The organism is Pseudomonas sp. H2_D02, from assembly GCF_054677635.1.
Genome location: NZ_CP162816.1, coordinates 5,933,273 through 5,953,543, shown reverse-complemented (window position 1 = coordinate 5,953,543; position 20,271 = coordinate 5,933,273). Strand labels below are relative to the sequence as shown.

Sequence of the window (20,271 nt, the reverse complement as noted above, 5' to 3'; positions counted from 1 at the left end):
GCTGGGTTGCCTGCCACTGGAACGCTGTGGCGTGGCCTGTTACATCAACCGCTTGCGTTCGCTCGAAGGTGCGATCCCGAGGGATTCGCGGTATTTGGCGACGGTACGGCGGGCCACCTGAATGCCTTGTGCCTCCAGTAAACCAGCGATCTTGCTGTCACTCAACGGCTTTTTCTGATTTTCCGCGGCGACCAGTTTCTTGATGATCGCGCGGATGGCCGTGGACGAGCATTCGCCGCCTTCCGAGGTGCTGACATGGCTGGAGAAAAAATATTTCAATTCATAGATTCCCCGCGGGGTATGCATGAATTTCTGGGTGGTCACCCGTGAAATCGTCGACTCGTGCATGCCCACTGCCTCGGCAATGTCATGCAGGACCAACGGTTTCATCGCTTCATCACCGTATTCCAGGAAGCCGCGCTGATGCTCGACGATCTGGGTCGCCACTTTCATCAGGGTTTCGTTGCGGCTCTGCAGGCTCTTGATGAACCAGCGCGCTTCCTGCAACTGGTTGCGCATGAACGTGTTGTCGGCGCTGGTGTCGGCGCGTTTTACGAAACCGGCGTATTGGGCGTTGACCCGAAGTTTCGGCACCGATTCCTGGTTGAGCTCCACCAGCCAGCGATCATTGTGCTTGCGCACGATCACGTCGGGGACAACGTATTCAGGCTCGGTGGATTCGATCTGCGAGCCGGGCCGTGGATTGAGGCTTTGCACCAGCTCGATGACTTGGCGCAGCTCGTCTTCCTTGAGTTTCATGCGCCGCATCAGTTGGCTGTAGTCGCGGCCGCCCAGCAAGTCGATGTAGTCGGTGACCAGTCGCTTGGCTTCGGCCAGCCACGGTGTCTTGGCGGGCAACTGGCGCAGTTGCAGCAAGAGGCATTCGCCCAGGCTGCGGGCGCCGATGCCGGCGGGTTCGAACTGCTGGATGCGGTGCAGGACCGCCTCGACCTCATCCAGCTCGATGTCGAGCTCGGGGTCGAAAGCTTCGAGAATTTCTTCGAGTGTCTCGTCCAGGTAGCCCTGGTTGTTGATGCAATCGATCAGGGTCACGGCGATCAGGCGATCGGTGTCGGACATCGGCGCCAGGTTCAGTTGCCACAGCAAGTGGCTTTGCAGGCTTTCGCCGGCGGAGGTGCGGGTGGTGAAGTCCCACTCGTCGTCATCGCCGCTTGGCAGGCTGCTGGCGCTGGTCTGGTAGACGTCTTCCCATGCCGTATCCACGGGCAGGTCGTTGGGAATGCGTTCGTTCCACTCGCCGTCCTCGATGTTATCCACCGTCGGGGCGGCTTCCTGATAGGACGGTTCCGGGATTTCGGCAGGGGTTTTCTGTTCGACGTTGTCGGCCAGCGGATCGGAGTTGTCGAAGTCGTCGCCTTCTTCCTGGCGTTCGAGCATCGGATTGGACTCCAGGGCCTCCTGGATTTCCTGTTGCAGGTCCAGGGTCGACAATTGGAGCAGGCGGATGGCCTGTTGCAGCTGCGGCGTCATCGTCAGCTGCTGGCCCATTCTCAAGACTAGCGATGGTTTCATGGCAGGGGCTTAACACCTTATTCGCCGGCCGCACATGCGCCATCCACTACAAGGGCGCCGGAGCGCCAAACTTAAGCAAATTATATGCCTGAAACTGAGGTGTTTGCCTAGAGCGTCGCCACAATAAAATTGGCGACGCCCGGCGATGCACCAGACATCTGCGCTTACAGGCGAAACTCGTGACCCAGATACACTTCCTTGACCAGTTCATTGGCCAGGATAGTCGCGGAGTCGCCTTCGGCAATCAACTGGCCGTCATTGACAATGTAGGCGGTCTCGCAGATATCCAGCGTCTCGCGCACGTTGTGGTCGGTGATCAGCACGCCGATCCCCTTGGCCTTGAGGTGATGGATGATCTGCTTGATGTCACCGACCGAAATCGGGTCCACGCCGGCGAACGGTTCGTCGAGGAGGATGAATTTCGGCGCGGTGGCCAGGGCACGGGCGATTTCCACGCGGCGACGTTCGCCACCGGACAGGCTCATGCCCAGGTTGTCGCGAATGTGGCTGATGTGGAATTCCTGCAGCAGGCTTTCCAGTTCCTGTCGACGGCCGGCCTTGTCGAGTTCCTTGCGGGTCTCGAGGATGGCCATGATGTTGTCGGCAACCGACAGTTTGCGGAAGATCGAGGCTTCTTGCGGTAGATAGCCGATCCCGGCCTTCGCCCGGCCGTGCATCGGCTGGTGGCTGACGTCCAGGTCGTCGATCAGGACGCGGCCCTGATCGGCCTGGACCAGGCCGACGATCATATAGAAGCAGGTCGTCTTGCCCGCGCCGTTGGGGCCGAGCAGGCCAACGATCTGGCCGCTCTCGATGGACAGGCTGACATCGCGCACAACCTGGCGGCTCTTGTAGCTCTTGGCCAGGTGTTGGGCTTTCAGAGTTGCCATTACTGGGCCTTTTGCTCGTCGGTTTTCTTTTTCGGCTGGATCACCATGTCGATACGCGGACGCGCCTCGGTGACCTTGCTGCCAGTGGCACGACCCGCGCTGGCCAGTTTCTTGACCGTGTCATAGACGATTTTCTCGCCTTGGGTCACGTTGTTGTCCTTGTCGACAACCTTGGCGCGGTCGATCAGGACAACGCGGTCCTGGGCGGCGTGATACTGGATGGTAACCCCATAACCCTGTACAGGCTTGGTGTCGCCCGCGGTTTGCAGTTGTTCGAAGTAGGCCAGGTTGCCCACCGAAGTCACCACGTCGATATCGCCGGACTGGGTGCGGGTGATGGTCACGGTGTTGCCGGTCACTTTCATCGAACCCTGGGTGATGATCACGTCACCTTTATAGGTGGCGACACCGTTCTTGTCGTCCAGTTGTGCATCGTCGGCCTGGATACGGATAGGCTGGTCGCGGTCGTTGGGGAGGGCCCAGGCGCTCGCGCTTCCCAGTGCTGCGCCCAGACTGAGCAAAATAGGGAGGGTTTTAGCGAGCTTCATACTGTCCTCTTACTTTCGATAGCAGGTGTATCCTGCTTTCCTTCAAATACGCCTTCATTCCTACGCCGGTCGACACGCCGCCAGCGCCGTCGATTCTAACGGGTTGCTCGGTCTGCGCATATTCTCGTTGCGGAAAGACCGTCATGCGACTGCTGGTGATGATGGTCGTACGGTTTTTCTCATCGGTCCGGGCGATGCGTACCGAGTCGATCAGTTCGACTTCGGTACCGCCGGGATTGACCTCGGCGCGCTCGCTCTGCACGTGCCACGGGAATTCAGTGCCGCGGAACATGTTCAGGTCCGGTTTGGTGACCAGTGTTATATCACTGGCCTTTACATGGTCGACTTTGTCAGACGTCATTTCGTACTGCACTTTGCCGTCTGGCAGGTATTGTAGGGTATGCGTATTGGTCGCATACCAATCGATATCGTTTTCCTCGACCTTGGTCACGGAAGGGTCAAGGAAGCGTTCCGGGCTGATGTTCCAGTAGCCCACCGCCGCAAAAATCGCGGCGATGCAGCCGAACACCAGTAGGGTGCGAATCTTCTTGCTTAACATAAATGGCTCACAAGTACGCGGCGTTGGCCGCTTCGAGGTGGCCCTGGGCGTTCAGGATCAATTCACAGAATTCGCGGGCGGCGCCTTCGCCGCCCTTCGCGGTGGTGACGCCGTGGGCGTGCTCGCGTACGAAAGCGGCTGCGTTGGCCACCGCCATGCCCAGGCCGACCCGGCGAATCACCGGCAGGTCCGGCAAATCGTCGCCGAGGTAGGCAACCTGCTCATAGCTTAGATTGAGTTGGCCCAGCAGTTCGTCCAGCACCACCAACTTGTCTTCCCGACCCTGGTAAAGGTGCGGGATGCCGAGATTCTTCGCTCGCCGCTCGACCACCGGGGTCTTGCGACCACTGATAATGGCGGTCTGGACGCCCGCGGCCATCAGCATCTTGATGCCCTGGCCGTCGAGGGTGTTGAAGGTCTTGAACTCGCTGCCGTCTTCGAGGAAATACAGGCGGCCATCGGTGAGTACACCGTCGACGTCGAAAACGGCGAGCTTGATGTTCTTGCCCCGTTGCAGCAGGTCGGTCGTCATCACATTACTCCAGCGCGAAGGAGGTCGGACAAGTTGAAAGCGCCGATCGCGCGATCCTCTTCATCCACTACCACCAGTGCATTGATCCTATGGTCTTCCATGATTTTCAGGGCTTCTGCGGCCAGCATGTCGGGGCGCGCAGTCTTGCCGTGAAGGGTCATGACTTCATCGATGGTTGCGTTACGTATATCAATAGCGCGGTCGAGCGTACGGCGCAGGTCACCGTCGGTAAAGATCCCGGCGAGCTTGCCGTCGGCTTCGAGGATAACGGTCATGCCCAGGCCCTTGCGGGTCATTTCCATGAGCGCATCCTTGAGCAGCGTGCCGCGTTGAACCTGCGGCAGCTCGTTTGCGCTGTGCATCACGTTCTCGACTTTGAGCAACAGGCGACGGCCCAGGGCGCCACCAGGATGGGAGAAGGCGAAATCCTCGGCGGTGAACCCGCGGGCCTCCAGCAGGGCCACGGCCAGGGCGTCGCCCATGACCAGGGCTGCAGTGGTGGACGAGGTCGGCGCCAGGTTCAAGGGGCAGGCTTCGTGCTCGACATGAACATTGAGGTTCACCTCGGCTGCCTTGGCCAGTGGTGAATCTGGATTGCCGGTGACGCTGATCATCTGGATGCCCAGTCGCTTGATCAATGGCAGCAATGTGAGGATTTCATTGGTCGAGCCCGAGTTGGACAGTGCCAGGATGACATCGTCCCGGGTGATCATGCCCATGTCGCCGTGGCTGGCTTCGGCGGGGTGAACAAAAAAAGCCGTGGTGCCGGTGCTGGCCAGCGTGGCGGCGATCTTGTTGCCAATGTGGCCGGACTTGCCCATGCCGACCACGACCACACGGCCCTTGCTGGCCAGAATCATCTCGCAGGCGCGTACGAAATCAGCGTCGATACGGGGCAACAAGCCTTGTACGGCTTCAAGTTCGAGGCGGACAGTACGTTGTGCCGATTGAATCAGGTCGCTGGATTGGTTCATGTCAGATCGTATAGCCCAATGAAAAGGCGGCGATTATAGCGGTAATGAGCGATTCCCTCACGTTAGTTCGTCATGCGTTTGCTCGAACGGCGCGAGGCCGGACATAAAATGTGGCGTTTTACCTTAAGCCGGGCTTAACGGGCCGGGGGTTGGCCTTGGGCGCCTGATGGTTGCAGTGATATAGTTCGCCGCCGGTTCGTGTGCCCGGCGGTACCGGCGTTTTTGTCGGCAGGCCGGAGCACTCGAATATGAGGCTGCATCGCAAGGAGTTTAGATGAGTGCCGACAACGCTTACGCGGTCGAGCTGAAGGGACTGTCCTTCAAGCGAGGGACGCGCAGCATTTTCAATGACATCGATATTCGCATCCCGCGCGGTAAGGTGACCGGCATCATGGGACCTTCCGGGTGCGGAAAGACAACGCTGCTGCGACTGATGGGCGCGCAACTGCGTCCCAGTGCCGGCGAAGTCTGGGTCAATGGCCAGAACCTTCCGAAATTGTCGCGCAGCGATCTGTTCGATGCGCGCAAGGACATGGGGGTGCTGTTCCAGAGCGGTGCCCTGTTTACCGACCTCGATGTGTTCGAGAACGTGGCGTTTCCCCTGCGTGTCCATACCGAGCTGCCGGAGGAAATGATCCGCGACATCGTTCTGCTCAAATTGCAGGCAGTCGGGCTGCGCGGCGCCCTGGAACTGATGCCGGACGAGCTGTCGGGCGGCATGAAGCGTCGGGTGGCCTTGGCGCGGGCGATTGCCCTCGACCCGAAAATCCTCATGTATGACGAGCCCTTCGTTGGGCAGGACCCCATTGCCATGGGCGTGCTCGTACGCCTGATTCGCTTGCTGAACGATGCGCTGGGCATCACCAGCATTGTGGTTTCCCATGATTTGGCCGAAACCGCCAGTATCGCCGACTACATCTATGTCGTCGGTGATGGCCAGGTGCTGGGACAGGGCACACCGCAGGAATTGAAGGATTCGGACAACCCGCGCATTCGCCAATTCATGAAGGGGGACCCGGACGGTCCGGTGGCGTTCCATTTTCCGGCCACGGATTACCGTACCGACTTGCTGGGGAAGCGCTGATGCGCAAGAAATCGTTAATCGAAAGAATTCGCCTGTTCGGTCGCTCCGGCATCGACGTGGTGGCGGTGCTTGGGCGTTCCTCGCTGTTCCTGATGCACGCCTTGCTCGGCCGCAATTCGACCGGCGGAGGTTTCGGCCTGCTGGTCAAGCAACTGCATTCGGTCGGGGTGATGTCCCTCGTCATCATTGTCGTCTCGGGGATTTTCATCGGCATGGTATTGGCTCTCCAGGGCTTCAGTATCCTGTCCAGCTATGGATCGGAGCAGGCGGTCGGGCAGATGGTTGCGCTGACACTGTTGCGCGAGCTTGGCCCGGTGGTGACCGCACTGCTGTTCGCCGGGCGTGCCGGATCGGCGCTGACCGCCGAAATCGGCAACATGAAATCCACCGAGCAGTTGTCCAGCCTGGAAATGATCGGTGTCGATCCACTCAAGTACATCATCGCCCCGCGCCTGTGGGCCGGCTTCATTTCCCTGCCGGTGCTGGCGATGATCTTCAGCGTCGTGGGGATCTGGGGAGGCTCGTGGGTCGCCGTCGATTGGCTGGGGGTCTATGAAGGCTCCTACTGGTCCAACATGCAGAACAGCGTCGACTTCCTCGATGATGTGCTCAACGGTGTGATCAAGAGTGCCGTATTCGCTTTCGTGGTCACCTGGATCGCCGTGTTTCAAGGTTATGACTGTGAGCCCACGTCAGAGGGGATCAGCCGTGCCACAACCAAGACCGTGGTCTACGCCTCGTTGGCCGTACTGGGCCTTGACTTTATTCTGACCGCCTTGATGTTTGGAGATTTCTGATGCAAAACCGCACCCTGGAAATCGGTGTCGGCCTTTTCTTGCTGGCTGGCATCCTGGCTTTGCTGCTGCTGGCCTTGCGGGTCAGTGGACTGGCGCCAACCGCGAGCACCGATACTTATAAACTTTATGCTTATTTTGACAATATCGCCGGTTTGACGGTCAGAGCCAAGGTGACCATGGCCGGTGTGACGATCGGCAAGGTCACGGCAATCGATCTGGACCGTGACAGTTTTACTGGGCGGGTGACGCTGCAGTTGGAAAAGCGCGTGGATAACCTGCCGACTGACTCCACTGCATCTATCCTCACCGCTGGGCTGTTGGGTGAGAAATACATCGGGATCAGCGTGGGCGGGGAAGACACCCTGCTCAAGGACGGCGGGACCATCCACGATACGCAGTCGTCGCTGGTGCTCGAGGACCTGATCGGTAAATTCCTGCTCAATACCGTTAGCAAAGACGCCAAATGAGGAGCTTTTGAATGATCTCTATCCTGCGACGCAGCCTGCTGGTCCTGCTGGCGGCCCTGCCGCTGATGGGCAATGCCGTGGCGGCGCCTTCGGCGCACGACATCATCCAGGACACCACTACTCGATTGCTGGCGGACCTTGCCGCCAATAAAGAGAAATACAAGCAGGACCCAAGCGCGTTCTACGATGCGCTGAATGGCATTGTCGGCCCCGTGGTAGACGCCGATGGCATCTCCAAGAGCATCATGACCGTCAAGTACTCGCGCAAGGCAACCCCGGCGCAGATGACCCGCTTCCAGGAAAACTTCAAGCGCAGCCTGATGCAGTTCTATGGCAACGCATTGCTGGAATACAACAACCAGGGCATCACCGTTTCGCCGGCCAAGGATGAAAGCGGCACCCGCACCAGCGTTGACATGCAGGTCAAGGGCAACAATGGCGCCGTTTATCCTGTGTCCTACACACTCGAGAAAATCAATGGCGAGTGGAAAGTACGCAACGTGATCATCAACGGCATCAACATCGGCAAGCTGTTCCGTGACCAGTTCGCCGACGCCATGCAGCGCAATGGCAATGACCTGGACAAGACCATCGACGGCTGGGCCGGTGAAGTCGCCAAGGCCAAGGAAGTGACCGAAGAAGCCAAAGAGAAGCAGGAACAATGAACGAGTCGGTGAGCGCGTCCGGCATTCGCCTGGGCGAGGCCGGCGAGCTGCTGCTCAGCGGCGTGCTGGACTACCGCACCGGCCCGGGTCTGCGCAAGCAGGGCCAGGCGTTGATCAAGTCGGCAAAAGCAGCCGAGCTGGTGATTGATTGCTCAGCCGTGCAGAAGTCCAGCAGCGTCGGACTGTCGCTTTTGCTGTGCTTCATGCGCGATGCCCAGGCCGCCGGCAAGACATGGAGCATCCGAGGGATGCCCGAAGACATGCGCGAGATAGCCCAGGTCAGCGAATTGACCGAGCTGTTGGCGCACCCCTGATCCACATCGTTGAAAAGCCCCCCGTCAGAGTCCTGCTTCGCGGGGTTCGCAGGCGAGGGGCTTTTTTGTATGATGTGCGACCCGTGCGCACAGGGCGCCGATTGAGGTTGAGCATGCAGGCTGTAGAAGTGAAGAGCTTCCTTGAAGGAAAGCTGCCTGGTACGCAGGTGGAAGTTGAGGGCGAAGGCTGCAATTTCCAGCTGAATGTGATCAGCGATGAACTGGCGGCGTTGAGCCCGGTGAAGCGTCAGCAGAGCATCTATGCCCATTTGAACCCATGGATCGCCGATGGCAGCATCCACGCGGTCACTATGAAATTTTTCAGCCGCGCGGCCTGGGCCGAGCGCACCTGAGCCCAAGGGCGTCGAGATTCTTATGGATAAATTGATTATTACCGGCGGCGTTCGCCTTGATGGCGAAATCCGTATCTCCGGGGCAAAGAACTCCGCGCTGCCGATCCTGGCCGCGACCCTGCTGTGCGATGGCCCGGTGACCGTGGCCAACCTGCCGCACCTGCACGACATCACCACGATGATCGAGCTGTTCGGTCGCATGGGCATCGAGCCTGTGATCGACGAGAAGCTCGCCGTCGAAATCGACCCACGCACCATCAAGACCCTGATCGCACCGTACGAGTTGGTGAAGACCATGCGTGCCTCGATCCTGGTATTGGGGCCGATGGTCGCCCGTTTCGGTGAGGCCGAAGTGGCGCTGCCTGGCGGTTGCGCCATCGGTTCGCGTCCGGTGGACCTGCATATCCGTGGCCTGGAAGCCATGGGCGCGGTGATCGACGTCGAAGGTGGCTACATCAAGGCCAAGGCGCCGGAAGGCGGCTTGCGCGGCGCGCATTTCTTCTTCGATACCGTCAGCGTGACCGGTACCGAGAACATCATGATGGCCGCTGCACTGGCCAAGGGCCGCAGCGTGCTGCAAAACGCCGCTCGCGAACCCGAAGTCGTCGACCTGGCGAACTTCCTGATTGCCATGGGCGCCAAGATCAGCGGTGCCGGCACCGACACTATCACCATCGATGGCGTCGAGCGCCTGCACTCGGCCACTTACAAAGTGATGCCGGACCGTATTGAAACCGGTACCTACCTGGTTGCCGCCGCCGTCACCGGTGGCCGCGTCAAGGTCAAGGACACCGATCCGACGATCCTTGAAGCGGTCCTGGAAAAACTCAAGGAAGCCGGCGCCGAAGTCACCTGTGGCGAAGACTGGATCGAAGTGAATATGCACGGCAAGCGGCCAAAAGCCGTCAACGTGCGTACGGCTCCGTATCCGGCGTTCCCAACCGACATGCAGGCGCAGTTCATCTCCCTCAACGCCATTGCCGAAGGCACGGGCGCGGTGATCGAGACGATCTTCGAAAACCGCTTCATGCACGTCTATGAGCTGCACCGCATGGGCGCCAAGATCCAAGTCGAAGGCAACACCGCCATCGTCACCGGCACCGAGAAACTCAAGGGCGCGCCAGTCATGGCCACCGACCTGCGTGCCTCGGCCAGCCTGGTGATCTCGGCCTTGATCGCCGAAGGCGACACCCTGATCGACCGCATCTACCACATCGACCGTGGCTACGAGTGCATCGAAGAGAAGCTGCAGATGCTCGGTGCCAAGATCCGCCGCGTACCGGGCTAGTCCAGGCTGCATGGGCGCAAGGACGCGCCTTTGATTTCGTTTCAGATCGAGGGTGGTTTCACCCTCGATGTGTGTCCGGCGCCGCTTGCGACCGGGCATGAGTACCTTGATAAGGACTGACGTTTCCCATGTTGACCATCGCACTGTCCAAGGGCCGCATCCTTGACGACACCCTGCCGCTTCTGGCTGAAGCAGGCATCGTGCCGACCGAGAATCCGGACAAGAGCCGCAAGCTGATCATCCCCACGACCCAGGCCGACGTACGCTTGTTGATCGTGCGCGCCACCGATGTGCCGACTTACGTGGAACACGGTGCCGCCGACCTGGGCGTTGCCGAGCAAGGACGTCTTGATGGAATACGGCGGCCAGGGCTTGTACGAGCCGCTGGACCTGCGCATCGCCCGCTGCAAGCTGATGACCGCTGGCAAGGTTGGCGCAGCCGAACCCAAGGGGCGCCTGCGGGTAGCGACCAAGTTCGTCAACGTCGCCAAGCGCTACTACGCCGAACAAGGCCGCCAGGTCGATATCATCAAGCTCTACGGCTCGATGGAGCTGGCGCCGCTGATCGGCCTGGCGGACAAGATCATCGACGTGGTCGACACCGGCAACACCTTGCGAGCCAACGGCCTGGAGCCCCAGGATTTCATCGCCGACATCACCTCCAGGCTGATCGTCAACAAGGCTTCGATGAAAATGCAGCACGCCCGTATCCAGGCTCTGATCGATACCCTGCGCAAGGCAGTGGAATCGCGACACCGCGGCTGATTCACCTGCGCGACCTTGAGTCGCGCCCGTCTATCCGCGTCATAGCCAATTTTCTCAGGTGCCCACGCGAATGGACTGGTAGCTTAGGGCGCCTGAGCATTTGCCATTAATGAGGCCCTCGCTATGACCGCTCCCACCTCGATTCGCCGACTCAACGCTGCCGACCCGGATTTCGCACATCATCTGGATCATCTGCTGAGCTGGGAGAGCGTGTCCGACGATTCGGTCAATCAGCGCGTGCTGGACATCATCAAGGCCGTGCGCGAGCGTGGCGATGCGGCCCTGGTGGAATTCACCCAGAAGTTCGACGGCCTGCAAGTTGCCTCGATGGCCGACCTGATCCTGCCGCGCGAGCGCCTGGAACTGGCCTTGACCCGAATCACCGTGCCCCAGCGTGAAGCGTTGGAAAAAGCCGCGTCCCGGGTGCGCAGTTATCACGAACGGCAAAAGCAGGATTCGTGGAGCTACACCGAGGCCGACGGCACTGTACTTGGCCAGAAGGTCACGCCGCTGGACCGCGCCGGCCTGTATGTGCCGGGCGGCAAGGCGTCCTATCCGTCCTCGGTGCTGATGAACGCGATTCCGGCCAAGGTCGCCGGCGTGACCGAAGTGGTCATGGTCGTCCCGACCCCACGTGGCGAAATCAACGAACTGGTGCTGGCTGCCGCGTGTATCGCCGGTGTGGACCGAGTGTTCACCATCGGCGGCGCCCAGGCCGTGGCCGCCTTGGCCTACGGCACTGAAAGCGTGCCGCGGGTGGACAAGGTGGTCGGCCCGGGCAACATTTATGTCGCCACCGCCAAGCGCCACGTGTTTGGCCAGGTCGGTATCGACATGATCGCCGGCCCTTCGGAAATCCTCGTGGTGTGTGACGGCCAGACCGATCCGGACTGGATCGCCATGGACCTGTTTTCCCAGGCCGAGCACGACGAGGACGCCCAGGCGATCCTGGTCAGCCCGGACGCCGAGTTCCTCGACAAGGTCGCCGCCAGCATCGACAAGCTGCTGCCGACCATGGACCGCGCCGAAATCATCAACACCTCGATCAATGGCCGTGGTGCGCTGATCAAGGTCGATGACATGGAGCAGGCCATCGAAGTCGCCAACCGCATCGCGCCGGAACACCTGGAGTTGTCGGTTGCCGATCCCCAAGCCTGGCTGCCGAAGATTCGCCATGCCGGTGCGATCTTCATGGGCCGCCACACCTCCGAGGCGCTGGGCGACTATTGCGCCGGTCCGAACCACGTACTGCCCACTTCCGGCACCGCGCGCTTCTCGTCGCCGCTGGGGGTGTATGACTTCCAGAAGCGCTCATCGATCATTTTCTGCTCGGAGCAGGGCGCGTCCGAACTGGGCAAGACTGCCTCGGTGCTGGCCCGTGGCGAATCGCTGAGCGCCCACGCCCGCAGCGCCGAGTACCGCATCAAAGACGAACAGGAAGGGAACTGAAATGAGTAAATTCTGGAGCCCGTTCGTCAAGGACCTGGTGCCGTATGTGCCCGGCGAACAGCCGAAGCTGACCCGCCTGGTCAAGCTCAACACCAACGAGAATCCCTACGGCCCGTCGCCCAAGGCCCTCGCGGCGATGCAGACCGAACTCAATGACAATCTGCGCCTGTATCCGGACCCCAACAGCGACCTGCTGAAAGGCGCCGTCGCCCGGTATTACGGTGTGCAAACCAACCAGGTATTCCTGGGCAATGGTTCGGACGAAGTGTTGGCGCACATCTTTCACGGCCTGCTGCAGCACGACCAGCCGGTGCTGTTCCCGGACATCAGCTACAGTTTTTACCCGGTCTATTGCGGGCTGTACGGTATCCAGTTCGACGCGGTTGCGCTGGACGAGCAATTCCGCATTGCCCCGGCGGACTATGCCAAGCCGAATGGCGGGATCATTTTCCCCAACCCGAACGCGCCGACCGGTTGCCTGCTGGCGCTGGAAGCGGTCGAGCAGATCCTCAAGGCGAGCCCGGATTCAGTGGTCGTGGTGGACGAGGCTTATATCGATTTTGGTGGCGAGACAGCCATCAGCCTGGTGGACCGCTATCCAAACCTGCTGGTCACGCAAACCCTGTCCAAGTCTCGCTCGCTGGCGGGCTTGCGCGTGGGCTTGGCGGTGGGCCATCCGGACCTGATCGAAGCGCTGGAGCGGATCAAGAACAGCTTCAACTCCTACCCGTTGGATCGGCTGGCGAATGTCGGCGGCGCGGCGGCATTCGACGATCGTGAGTATTTCGACCGCACCTGCCGGTTGGTCATCGAGCACCGCGAATGGGTGGTGGCCCAGTTGCAAGCCAAGGGCTTTGAAGTGCTGCCGTCGGCGGCCAACTTCATCTTTGCTCGCCATCCCAAGCACGACGCGGCGGGACTGGCGGCGAAGCTGCGTGAGCAAGGCGTGATTGTGCGGCACTTCAAGCAGGAGCGCATCGCGCAGTTCCTGCGGATCAGCATTGGCACGCCGGAGCAGAACCAGGCGCTGATCGACGCCCTAGGCGAGCTCTAAAGCCCTGCATGGATCCTGTGGGAGCGGGCTTGCTCGCGAAGGCTGTGTGTCAGTTAACGCCAGGATGACTGACCCAACGCCATCGCGAGCAAGCTCGCTCCCACATTGATTTCAGGGCGTCCTAACGATCAGCGACACTGAAGTCCTTTGTGGGAGCGAGCTTGCTCGCGATAGTGGCCAGATCAGCTCCCACAATTTCAGCGCTTACTCGTGATGCGGCTCGCCAAGGAATGTCAGCGAGGTAAACACCCCGCGCGTCGCGACATCCTTGTTGTCCTTGAGCGGGATTTCCATCTGCGCGGCGATCACGTTCAGCCCCTCATTGCGCACGAGTACCTTGGCTCGGCCTTCGGCATCGGTTTCGGTGCTCACAGTGCCCGGCGCGCTACGGTAGTCCCCCACCAATTTCACCCCCGCCGCCGGTTTGCCATCAAGCAGCACCCGCACCGGTAACGACTGCCCGGGGCCGACGATCAGCGGGTCGATTTCCGGCACGATGACGAATTTGATCTGATCCAGCTTCGGCAGCTTCGCCCCCGGTTCATAGATCGCCAGGCTGTACTTGAAGGTTTGGGTCGACTCGATCGCCCCGGGCACCTTGCTGCGGCCTTCGTTGATCCATTTTTTGTCAGCGGTCTGCGACCACATGCCATTGTCCAATGCGACGGCCAGCACGGCCGGCGGCTTGAGAGGCTGCAGGCGAGCGTGGTCTGGCAAACGTTCCACCGTGACCGGAATCATCTTGCCTGCCAGGTCGTAGGCCCAGGCGCCACTGATTTTCTGCGCTTTGAAGGCGTTGTCCTCGGCGCCATGACCGTAGATCACTTCGACGTTGCCGCGTCGTTGCTCTGTCCACAGGCCGTGGGCCGAAGCCTGGGTGGCCAGGAACAGGCCGAGCAGGGCGAAGGTCTTGGGGTATTTCATGCTGACTTCCTTTATAGATCGAGGGTGAGGCTGACAGTGAAGTTGCGCGGATCGCCGGGAGTGACCCAATAATTGCTGTAGGAGCGTTCGTAGTATTTTTCGTCGAAGACGTTGTTCAGGTTCAGGCCCACGGTGACGGTGTCGCTGGCCTTGTAGTGGGCCAGCAGGTCCACGGTGTGGTAGGCGGGCAGTTCGAAGTCCTTGCCGGCCTCACCCGAGCGATCGCCGACGTAAGTGAACGCCGCGCCGAGATCCGAGCCGCGCAGCTGCCCATCCTGGAATTCGTAGACGCCGAGCAGGCTACCGCTGCGCTTGGCGACGCCGAGGATCCGGCTGCCCGAGGGGATGACCTCGTCGCCCTTGGTGACTTCTGCGTCGATGTAGGCGAAGGCGCCGATCACTCGCACCGCGTCAGTGAGCTGGCCGGTCATCTGCAGGTCGATGCCCTGGCTACGGGCCTTGCCCACGGCGCGACTGAAGTCGGTCCCGGCGACTTGCGTCAGGACGTTTTCCTTCTCGATGTGGAATGCCGCCAGCGTGGTGCTCAGGCGGTTGCCGAACAGTTCGCTCTTGATTCCGGCTTCGTAGCCAACGCCTTCCTCCGGATTGAAAGTCTTGCCATCGGCATCCAGGCCATTGTTGGGTTTGAACGAAGTGGAAATGTTGGTAAACAGCCCGACCTCTGGGGTCAGTTGATACAACAGGCCGGCCCGCTGCGTCAGGGCGTCATGGCGTTGGCGGCTGGTCACGTCGTTGACGTGGTTGTCGATGCTTTGCTCGAAATGTTCGTAGCGCACGCCGAGCAGGCCGCGCAGTTCGTCGGTGAAGACGATCTGGTCCTGCAGGTTTACGGCCCTGCTTTCGACATGCTCGAAGAAGTCCGTGCCGGAGCGCGTGCCGTTCGGTTTGGGCTGGCCGTAGATCGGGTCGTAGATGTCGATCGGATAGGCGCCGCCAGCGATGGTCGTCACGCGCTCGTTCTTGCGGTAATCCTCGTATTCCGTGCCGATCAACAATTCGTGCTGCCAGGGACCGAGGTCGAAGAGGCCGCGCAATTCAAGTTGGGTGATGCTGTCGTGCCAATTGTTGTCGCGCTCACGGTAGCGGCGGTTCACCGTGTGGCCGTCAGCGTTCAGCGGGCGCGCTTCCGAAGCGAATCCCCAGAGTTCACCCTGCTTGTAATGGCTGGCCAGGCGCAATTGCCAGGCGTCGTTGAGCTGATGTTCAAGAGTGGCCTGGAGCATGTTGTTGTGGTTGTCGATGTCGCCGTCGTTGGGTTCGCCCAAAAAAGTCGAGCGGGACACGCCACTCCAGCGATTGTTCGGGGCGACAACGCCTCGGTCGAATGTCGAACTGTGGCGAACGATTTCGCTTTCCACCAGCAAGCGTGTGTCCGGGTTCAGTTGCCAACTGAGGGAAGGCGCGACGAAGACGCGCTTGCTGTCGACATGGTCGCGAAAGCTGTTGTTGTCCTCCACTGCCAGGTTGACCCGTGACAACACGTTACCTTCGGCGTCCAGCGGCGTATTGACGTCCAGGGCGGTTCGGTAGCGATCCCAGCTGCCGGCGCTGGTTTGTAATGTGGTAAAGGCTTCCGGTTGGGGTTTCTTGGTGACGATGTTTACCGTACCGCCCGGATCACCGCGGCCATAGAGGCTGGCCGCCGGGCCTTTTAGTACTTCGATGCGCTCGATGTTGGCCGCATCCGGGGTGCTCGGATAACCGCGGTTGGCGCTGAAACCGTCCTTGTAGAATTCCGATGTCGTGAAGCCGCGCACGCTGTATTCGTAGAGGGTCAGGCCGCCGAAGTTGTTCTGCTTCGATACGCCGCCGGCGTATTCCAGCGCTCGTTCGACATGGGTGGTGCCGAGGTCCTTGAGCACGCTGGCGGGAATGACGCTGATCGATTGCGGGACGTCGCGCAAAGCTGTGTCGGTCTTGGTGGCGCTGGCGGAACGGGTCGCCCGGTAGCCCGAGACGGGGCCGGTGGGGGATTCGTAGTCGGACGTCACGTTGATGGCGTCCAGTTCCAGCGGTTGGATTTCTTCGGCGAGGGCGGGGTCGCCGAGCAACCCCAGCGCCAGACTGGCAGCGGAAATCCGTTTCAGGGATGACATGTTATGTTGTTCCAATTGCTAGAATTGAAACAATATAACACTACTAATGAGAATTTATGCTATTCCTATTTTTCAGGAAAAAATTGAGTCGAACGCCGTTTTTGTGGCGAGGGAGCTTGCTCCCGCTGGGTGGTCCGACGCTTCGGGCGTAGCAGCCCCAACAGGATCGGATGCGGTCGGTCTGATATTTTGAGGTGACAGGTTTTAGGGCCGCTGCGCGACCCAGCGGGAGCAAGCTCCCTCGCCACGGGGGGATGGAGTTTTACTGTTCTTCCTTAAGCACCACCGGTGCTGGCGGCGGTCGCAAACCAATCTCAGCCGTGAGCTTGAGTTCCTTGCCGTTGCGCATGACCTGGATCGTTACCTTGTCGGTGGGTTTGATCCGGGCCACCTGGTTCATCGAGCGACGGCCATCCCCCGCAGGTTCTCCGTCGATGCTCAGGATCACGTCGCCCAGTTGCAGACCGGCCTTCTGTGCCGGGCCGTCGCGGAAGATTCCGGCTACCACGATGCCGGGCCGCCCGGACAAGCCGAATGACTCCGCCAGTTCCTGGGTCAGCGGTTGTACTTCAATGCCCAGCCAGCCACGAATCACCTGGCCGTGTTCAATGATGGATTTCATCACCTCCATTGCCAGCTTCACCGGAATGGCAAAGCCAATGCCCTGGCTGCCGCCGGACTTGGAGAAGATCGCCGTGTTGATCCCGGTGAGGTTGCCATTGGCATCCACCAGCGCGCCGCCGGAATTGCCGGGGTTGATCGCGGCGTCGGTCTGGATGAAGTCTTCGTAGTTGTTCAGGCCCAGCTGGTTGCGACCGGTGGCACTGATGATGCCCATGGTCACGGTCTGGCCGACGCCAAACGGGTTGCCGATCGCCAGGGCCACGTCGCCGATGCGAATGCTGTCGGAGCGGCCGATGGTAATGGCCGGCAGGTTCTTCAAATCGATCTTCAGCACCGCGAGGTCGGTTTCCGGATCGCTGCCAATCACCCGGGCCAGGGTTTCACGGCCATCCTTGAGCGCCACGACAATCTGGTCGGCACCGCTGGTGACGTGGTTGTTGGTCAGGATATAGCCTTCCGGACTCATGATCACACCCGAACCCAGGCTCGACTCCATGCGCTTCTGCTTGGGCGAGTTGTCACCGAAGAAACGCCGGAACTGCGGGTCTTCGAACAGCGGATGGTTGGGTTTGTTGATGACCTTGGTGGTGTACAGGTTCACCACGGCCGGTGCGGCGGTGGTCACGGCGTCGGCGTAGGACACCGGCCCCTGCTGCACAGCTTTGGTTTGCGGCGCTTGCTGCAGGTTGACGTCAAGGCTTGGCAACCCGACCCATTCGGGGTAGCGCTGGATAATCAGCAGAGCGACAAGCACGCCGGCCAACAGCGGCCAGCCGGAAAAACGCAGCGCCTTGAGCATTAAGCACGTCCTACAAAGGTTGCAGGCGGTATGAGACCGCCCATAATGTCGCGCATTATACGAGGCCGCGCGCGCCTCTGAACGGGATATTTAGGAGTTCTTTTCATGGCTGTCGCCCTGAGCACCCTGGTCGAAGAAGCGGACCGTTACCTGGCAAGCAGCCGGATTGCCGATTATTGCCCCAACGGCCTGCAAGTCGAAGGCGCCCCGCAAGTCATGCGTATCGTCAGCGGTGTGACGGCCAGCCAGGCCTTGCTCGATGCAGCCGTCGAAGCCGACGCCGACCTGATACTGGTGCATCACGGTTATTTCTGGAAAGGTGAAAACCCCTGTATCACCGGGATGAAGCAGCGCCGGCTCAAGACGTTGCTCAAGCACGACATCAGCCTGTTGGCCTATCACTTGCCGTTGGACTTGCACGCCGAGGTCGGCAACAACGTGCAGTTGGCCCGTCAGCTGGACATCACTGTCGAAGGGCCGCTGGATCCGGATAATCCCAAGGTTGTCGGCCTGGTCGGTTCCCTGTCCGAACCGATGACGCCTCGGGACTTTGCCCGCCGGGTCCAGGAAGCCATGGGCCGCGAGCCGTTGCTGATCGAAGGCGAGCAGATGATCCGCCGGGTCGGCTGGTGCACGGGTGGCGGCCAGGGTTACATCGACCAGGCGGTGCTGGCGGGGGTTGATCTGTATCTCAGTGGCGAGGCATCGGAGCAGACGTTCCACAGCGCGCGGGAAAACGGTATCAGCTTCATCGCCGCCGGGCACCATGCGACCGAGCGCTACGGCGTCCAAGCGCTGGGAGATTACCTGGCGCGGCGTTTTGCCCTGGAGCACATCTTTATCGATTGCCCGAATCCGATCTGACTGCTTATAACCCCTGTGGGGAGTTATATCCCCTGTGGGAGCGAGCTTGCTCGCGATAGCGGCGGACCAGTCGACATTAATGTGGCTGACACACCGTCATCGCGAGCAAGCTCGCTCCCACAGAAAAGCGTGTGCAACGCCCGAACCGCCGGGCATATCCATATGCTGTTTCGATCTAGTTGGCGCCCTGATTAGAAGAGGTCGCTGTGCTAGGATTCCCCGCTCGAACACGGCCCGCTGGCCGTTCATAAGAAAGCTTTCGTGAGTAGCCATGGTCGACAAACTGACGCATCTGAAACAGCTGGAGGCGGAAAGCATCCACATCATCCGCGAGGTGGCCGCCGAGTTCGATAACCCGGTGATGCTGTACTCCATCGGTAAAGACTCCGCCGTGATGCTGCACCTGGCACGCAAGGCGTTCTTCCCCGGCAAGCTGCCGTTTCCGGTGATGCACGTCGATACCCGCTGGAAATTCCAGGAAATGTACAAGTTCCGCGACCGCATGGTCGAAGAGCTTGGCCTGGACTTGATCACCCATATCAACCCGGACGGCGTGGCGCAGAACATCAACCCGTTCACCCACGGCAGTGCCAAGCACACCGACATCATGAAGACCGAGGGCCTGAAACAGGCGCTCGACAAGCATGGTTTCGACGCAGCCTTCGGTGGCGCCCGTCGCGATGAAGAAAAGTCCCGCGCCAAGGAGCGCGTCTACTCGTTCCGTGACAGCAAGCACCGCTGGGACCCGAAGAACCAGCGTCCGGAGCTGTGGAACGTCTACAACGGCAAGGTCAACAAGGGCGAGTCGATCCGCGTATTCCCGCTGTCGAACTGGACCGAACTGGACATCTGGCAGTACATCTACCTCGAAGGCATCCCGATCGTGCCGCTGTACTTCGCCGCCGAGCGTGAAGTGATCGAGAAGAACGGCACGCTGATCATGATCGACGACGAGCGCATCCTCGAGCACCTGTCCGACGAAGACAAGGCCCGTATCGTCAAGAAGAAAGTGCGTTTCCGTACCCTTGGCTGCTACCCGTTGACGGGCGCGGTGGAGTCCGAGGCCGAGAGCCTGACGGACATCATCCAGGAAATGCTCCTGACGCGAACTTCCGAGCGCCAGGGCCGGGTCATCGACCACGATGGCGCAGGCTCGATGGAAGATAAAAAACGGCAGGGGTACTTTTAAGCTTCGAGTTACAAGCTGCAAGCTGCAAGTTAAAGGCGGTATGCGTAATTTGCAGCTTGTGCTTGCAGCCGGTTGTTGCGAGCCGCGAATGAGTGACTCGTAAATGGATTTCGAAAAGTTGGTTGTTTGGCAGAGAAGCAAGTGTCTGGCGGTGGAAATCTACCGGGAGTTTGCCCCATGCAGGGACCTTGGTTTCAAGGATCAAGTCACCCGCTCAGCACTTTCGGTGCCCTCCAATATTGCTGAGGGGATGGAGCGTCGCAGCGCCAAAGAAAAGGTACGTTTTCTTTGGATCGCGAAGGCTTCTTGTGGAGAGTTACGAACACAGATCCTCATAGGCAGCGACATTGCTTACATCGCCCAACCGCTGGCTGATAACTGGATTGCAGAAACTCGCGAGCTCTCAAAAATGCTCTGCGGCTTGATCAACAAAATTTCTGACTAGCTGTACGCCGACAAGCTTGCCGCTTGAAGCTTACAGC

The 20,271-nt window shown here is 60.2% G+C and carries 21 protein-coding genes and 1 pseudogene; 13 read left to right on the top strand and 9 right to left on the bottom strand.

Annotation, left to right across the window (positions count from 1 at the left end; genetic code table 11):
- Positions 1 to 39: 39 nt before the first annotated feature.
- The 6 genes from AB4N42_RS27300 to AB4N42_RS27275 form a co-directional block, all read right to left on the bottom strand.
- Positions 40 to 1,533, bottom strand: coding sequence for an RNA polymerase factor sigma-54 (locus AB4N42_RS27300; RefSeq protein ID WP_030139853.1), 1,494 nt, complete (start codon positions 1,531 to 1,533; stop codon positions 40 to 42).
- Between the two features lie 164 nt (positions 1,534 to 1,697).
- Entirely contained in the window at positions 1,698 to 2,423 is a 726-nt protein-coding gene (lptB, locus tag AB4N42_RS27295) for an LPS export ABC transporter ATP-binding protein (protein ID WP_030139854.1), read from the bottom strand.
- Positions 2,423 to 2,971 (bottom strand): lipopolysaccharide transport periplasmic protein LptA, encoded by a 549-nt coding sequence (gene lptA, locus AB4N42_RS27290; protein ID WP_030139855.1) that lies wholly within the window; start codon positions 2,969 to 2,971, stop codon positions 2,423 to 2,425. The genes lptB and lptA overlap by 1 nt, the downstream gene beginning before the upstream one ends.
- Complete coding sequence (lptC, locus tag AB4N42_RS27285) at positions 2,958 to 3,530, bottom strand: LPS export ABC transporter periplasmic protein LptC (protein ID WP_030139856.1); 573 nt, start codon at positions 3,528 to 3,530, stop codon at positions 2,958 to 2,960. Before lptC ends, lptA begins: the two co-directional genes overlap by 14 nt.
- 7 nt (positions 3,531 to 3,537) lie before the next feature.
- Positions 3,538 to 4,062 carry a KdsC family phosphatase gene (locus tag AB4N42_RS27280; RefSeq protein WP_030139857.1) on the bottom strand — a complete coding sequence of 175 codons (525 nt, stop codon included), beginning with the start codon at positions 4,060 to 4,062 and terminating at the stop codon, positions 3,538 to 3,540.
- A complete protein-coding gene (locus AB4N42_RS27275; RefSeq protein WP_030139858.1) occupies positions 4,062 to 5,036 on the bottom strand; it encodes a KpsF/GutQ family sugar-phosphate isomerase in 975 nt (324 codons plus the stop codon). Before AB4N42_RS27275 ends, AB4N42_RS27280 begins: the two co-directional genes overlap by 1 nt.
- 274 nt (positions 5,037 to 5,310) lie before the next feature.
- Between AB4N42_RS27275 and AB4N42_RS27270 the strand changes: the two genes are divergently transcribed.
- The 10 genes and pseudogenes from AB4N42_RS27270 (at position 5,311) to hisC (ending at position 13,272) form a co-directional block, all read left to right on the top strand.
- Positions 5,311 to 6,120 (top strand): ATP-binding cassette domain-containing protein, encoded by an 810-nt coding sequence (locus tag AB4N42_RS27270; RefSeq protein WP_030139859.1) that lies wholly within the window; start codon positions 5,311 to 5,313, stop codon positions 6,118 to 6,120.
- Positions 6,120 to 6,917: a lipid asymmetry maintenance ABC transporter permease subunit MlaE gene (gene mlaE / locus AB4N42_RS27265; protein WP_030139860.1), complete on the top strand. Its 798-nt coding sequence runs from the start codon at positions 6,120 to 6,122 to the stop codon at positions 6,915 to 6,917. The genes AB4N42_RS27270 and mlaE overlap by 1 nt, the downstream gene beginning before the upstream one ends.
- The gene (gene mlaD / locus AB4N42_RS27260) at positions 6,917 to 7,384 is read left to right on the top strand and encodes an outer membrane lipid asymmetry maintenance protein MlaD (RefSeq protein ID WP_030139861.1); all 468 of its coding nucleotides are present in this window, start codon (positions 6,917 to 6,919) and stop codon (positions 7,382 to 7,384) included. The genes mlaE and mlaD overlap by 1 nt, the downstream gene beginning before the upstream one ends.
- Before the next feature lie 11 nt (positions 7,385 to 7,395).
- Complete coding sequence (locus tag AB4N42_RS27255; protein ID WP_030139862.1) at positions 7,396 to 8,049, top strand: MlaC/ttg2D family ABC transporter substrate-binding protein; 654 nt, start codon at positions 7,396 to 7,398, stop codon at positions 8,047 to 8,049.
- A complete protein-coding gene (locus AB4N42_RS27250) occupies positions 8,046 to 8,363 on the top strand; it encodes an STAS domain-containing protein (protein WP_460115591.1) in 318 nt (105 codons plus the stop codon). Before AB4N42_RS27255 ends, AB4N42_RS27250 begins: the two co-directional genes overlap by 4 nt.
- A gap of 113 nt (positions 8,364 to 8,476) precedes the next feature.
- The gene (locus tag AB4N42_RS27245; protein WP_003221710.1) at positions 8,477 to 8,716 is read left to right on the top strand and encodes a BolA family protein; all 240 of its coding nucleotides are present in this window, start codon (positions 8,477 to 8,479) and stop codon (positions 8,714 to 8,716) included.
- Between the two features lie 22 nt (positions 8,717 to 8,738).
- A complete protein-coding gene (gene murA / locus AB4N42_RS27240) occupies positions 8,739 to 10,004 on the top strand; it encodes a UDP-N-acetylglucosamine 1-carboxyvinyltransferase (protein WP_030139864.1) in 1,266 nt (421 codons plus the stop codon).
- A 128-nt stretch (positions 10,005 to 10,132) separates the two neighbouring features.
- Positions 10,133 to 10,769, top strand: a pseudogene (gene hisG, locus AB4N42_RS27235) (ATP phosphoribosyltransferase).
- Between the two features lie 123 nt (positions 10,770 to 10,892).
- Positions 10,893 to 12,218 carry a histidinol dehydrogenase gene (gene hisD, locus AB4N42_RS27230; RefSeq protein WP_030139866.1) on the top strand — a complete coding sequence of 442 codons (1,326 nt, stop codon included), beginning with the start codon at positions 10,893 to 10,895 and terminating at the stop codon, positions 12,216 to 12,218.
- 1 nt (position 12,219) lies between these two features.
- The gene (gene hisC, locus AB4N42_RS27225) at positions 12,220 to 13,272 is read left to right on the top strand and encodes a histidinol-phosphate transaminase (protein WP_198797767.1); all 1,053 of its coding nucleotides are present in this window, start codon (positions 12,220 to 12,222) and stop codon (positions 13,270 to 13,272) included.
- A 204-nt stretch (positions 13,273 to 13,476) separates the two neighbouring features.
- On the opposite strand, the gene AB4N42_RS27220 is transcribed toward hisC, so the two are convergent.
- From AB4N42_RS27220 to algW, 3 genes are all read right to left on the bottom strand, one after another.
- Positions 13,477 to 14,196 carry a DUF4198 domain-containing protein gene (locus AB4N42_RS27220; protein ID WP_198797766.1) on the bottom strand — a complete coding sequence of 240 codons (720 nt, stop codon included), beginning with the start codon at positions 14,194 to 14,196 and terminating at the stop codon, positions 13,477 to 13,479.
- A gap of 11 nt (positions 14,197 to 14,207) precedes the next feature.
- Complete coding sequence (locus tag AB4N42_RS27215; RefSeq protein ID WP_460115590.1) at positions 14,208 to 16,313, bottom strand: TonB-dependent siderophore receptor; 2,106 nt, start codon at positions 16,311 to 16,313, stop codon at positions 14,208 to 14,210.
- Between the two features lie 262 nt (positions 16,314 to 16,575).
- Complete coding sequence (gene algW / locus AB4N42_RS27210; protein ID WP_198797764.1) at positions 16,576 to 17,736, bottom strand: Do family serine endopeptidase AlgW; 1,161 nt, start codon at positions 17,734 to 17,736, stop codon at positions 16,576 to 16,578.
- 105 nt (positions 17,737 to 17,841) lie between these two features.
- Between algW and AB4N42_RS27205 the strand changes: the two genes are divergently transcribed.
- The 3 genes from AB4N42_RS27205 (at position 17,842) to AB4N42_RS27195 (ending at position 20,234) form a co-directional block, all read left to right on the top strand.
- Positions 17,842 to 18,600 (top strand): Nif3-like dinuclear metal center hexameric protein, encoded by a 759-nt coding sequence (locus tag AB4N42_RS27205; RefSeq protein WP_030139870.1) that lies wholly within the window; start codon positions 17,842 to 17,844, stop codon positions 18,598 to 18,600.
- Between the two features lie 271 nt (positions 18,601 to 18,871).
- Positions 18,872 to 19,789 (top strand): sulfate adenylyltransferase subunit CysD, encoded by a 918-nt coding sequence (gene cysD / locus AB4N42_RS27200; RefSeq protein ID WP_030139871.1) that lies wholly within the window; start codon positions 18,872 to 18,874, stop codon positions 19,787 to 19,789.
- Between the two features lie 103 nt (positions 19,790 to 19,892).
- The gene (locus AB4N42_RS27195) at positions 19,893 to 20,234 is read left to right on the top strand and encodes a four helix bundle protein (protein WP_030139872.1); all 342 of its coding nucleotides are present in this window, start codon (positions 19,893 to 19,895) and stop codon (positions 20,232 to 20,234) included.
- Positions 20,235 to 20,271 lie beyond the last annotated feature (37 nt).

Bases quoted from the DNA above. Each gene is read 5' to 3' on its own strand.
- AB4N42_RS27300 (WP_030139853.1), bottom strand. From the start codon at position 1,533: ATGAAACCATCGCTAGTCTTGAGAATGGGCCAGCAGCTGACGATGACG.
- lptB (WP_030139854.1), bottom strand. From the start codon at position 2,423: ATGGCAACTCTGAAAGCCCAACACCTGGCCAAGAGCTACAAGAGCCGC.
- lptA (WP_030139855.1), bottom strand. From the start codon at position 2,971: ATGAAGCTCGCTAAAACCCTCCCTATTTTGCTCAGTCTGGGCGCAGCA.
- lptC (WP_030139856.1), bottom strand. From the start codon at position 3,530: ATGTTAAGCAAGAAGATTCGCACCCTACTGGTGTTCGGCTGCATCGCC.
- AB4N42_RS27280 (WP_030139857.1), bottom strand. From the start codon at position 4,062: ATGACGACCGACCTGCTGCAACGGGGCAAGAACATCAAGCTCGCCGTT.
- AB4N42_RS27275 (WP_030139858.1), bottom strand. From the start codon at position 5,036: ATGAACCAATCCAGCGACCTGATTCAATCGGCACAACGTACTGTCCGC.
- AB4N42_RS27270 (WP_030139859.1), top strand. From the start codon at position 5,311: ATGAGTGCCGACAACGCTTACGCGGTCGAGCTGAAGGGACTGTCCTTC.
- mlaE (WP_030139860.1), top strand. From the start codon at position 6,120: ATGCGCAAGAAATCGTTAATCGAAAGAATTCGCCTGTTCGGTCGCTCC.
- mlaD (WP_030139861.1), top strand. From the start codon at position 6,917: ATGCAAAACCGCACCCTGGAAATCGGTGTCGGCCTTTTCTTGCTGGCT.
- AB4N42_RS27255 (WP_030139862.1), top strand. From the start codon at position 7,396: ATGATCTCTATCCTGCGACGCAGCCTGCTGGTCCTGCTGGCGGCCCTG.
- AB4N42_RS27250 (WP_460115591.1), top strand. From the start codon at position 8,046: ATGAACGAGTCGGTGAGCGCGTCCGGCATTCGCCTGGGCGAGGCCGGC.
- AB4N42_RS27245 (WP_003221710.1), top strand. From the start codon at position 8,477: ATGCAGGCTGTAGAAGTGAAGAGCTTCCTTGAAGGAAAGCTGCCTGGT.
- murA (WP_030139864.1), top strand. From the start codon at position 8,739: ATGGATAAATTGATTATTACCGGCGGCGTTCGCCTTGATGGCGAAATC.
- hisD (WP_030139866.1), top strand. From the start codon at position 10,893: ATGACCGCTCCCACCTCGATTCGCCGACTCAACGCTGCCGACCCGGAT.
- hisC (WP_198797767.1), top strand. From the start codon at position 12,220: ATGAGTAAATTCTGGAGCCCGTTCGTCAAGGACCTGGTGCCGTATGTG.
- AB4N42_RS27220 (WP_198797766.1), bottom strand. From the start codon at position 14,196: ATGAAATACCCCAAGACCTTCGCCCTGCTCGGCCTGTTCCTGGCCACC.
- AB4N42_RS27215 (WP_460115590.1), bottom strand. From the start codon at position 16,313: ATGTCATCCCTGAAACGGATTTCCGCTGCCAGTCTGGCGCTGGGGTTG.
- algW (WP_198797764.1), bottom strand. From the start codon at position 17,736: ATGCTCAAGGCGCTGCGTTTTTCCGGCTGGCCGCTGTTGGCCGGCGTG.
- AB4N42_RS27205 (WP_030139870.1), top strand. From the start codon at position 17,842: ATGGCTGTCGCCCTGAGCACCCTGGTCGAAGAAGCGGACCGTTACCTG.
- cysD (WP_030139871.1), top strand. From the start codon at position 18,872: ATGGTCGACAAACTGACGCATCTGAAACAGCTGGAGGCGGAAAGCATC.
- AB4N42_RS27195 (WP_030139872.1), top strand. From the start codon at position 19,893: ATGGATTTCGAAAAGTTGGTTGTTTGGCAGAGAAGCAAGTGTCTGGCG.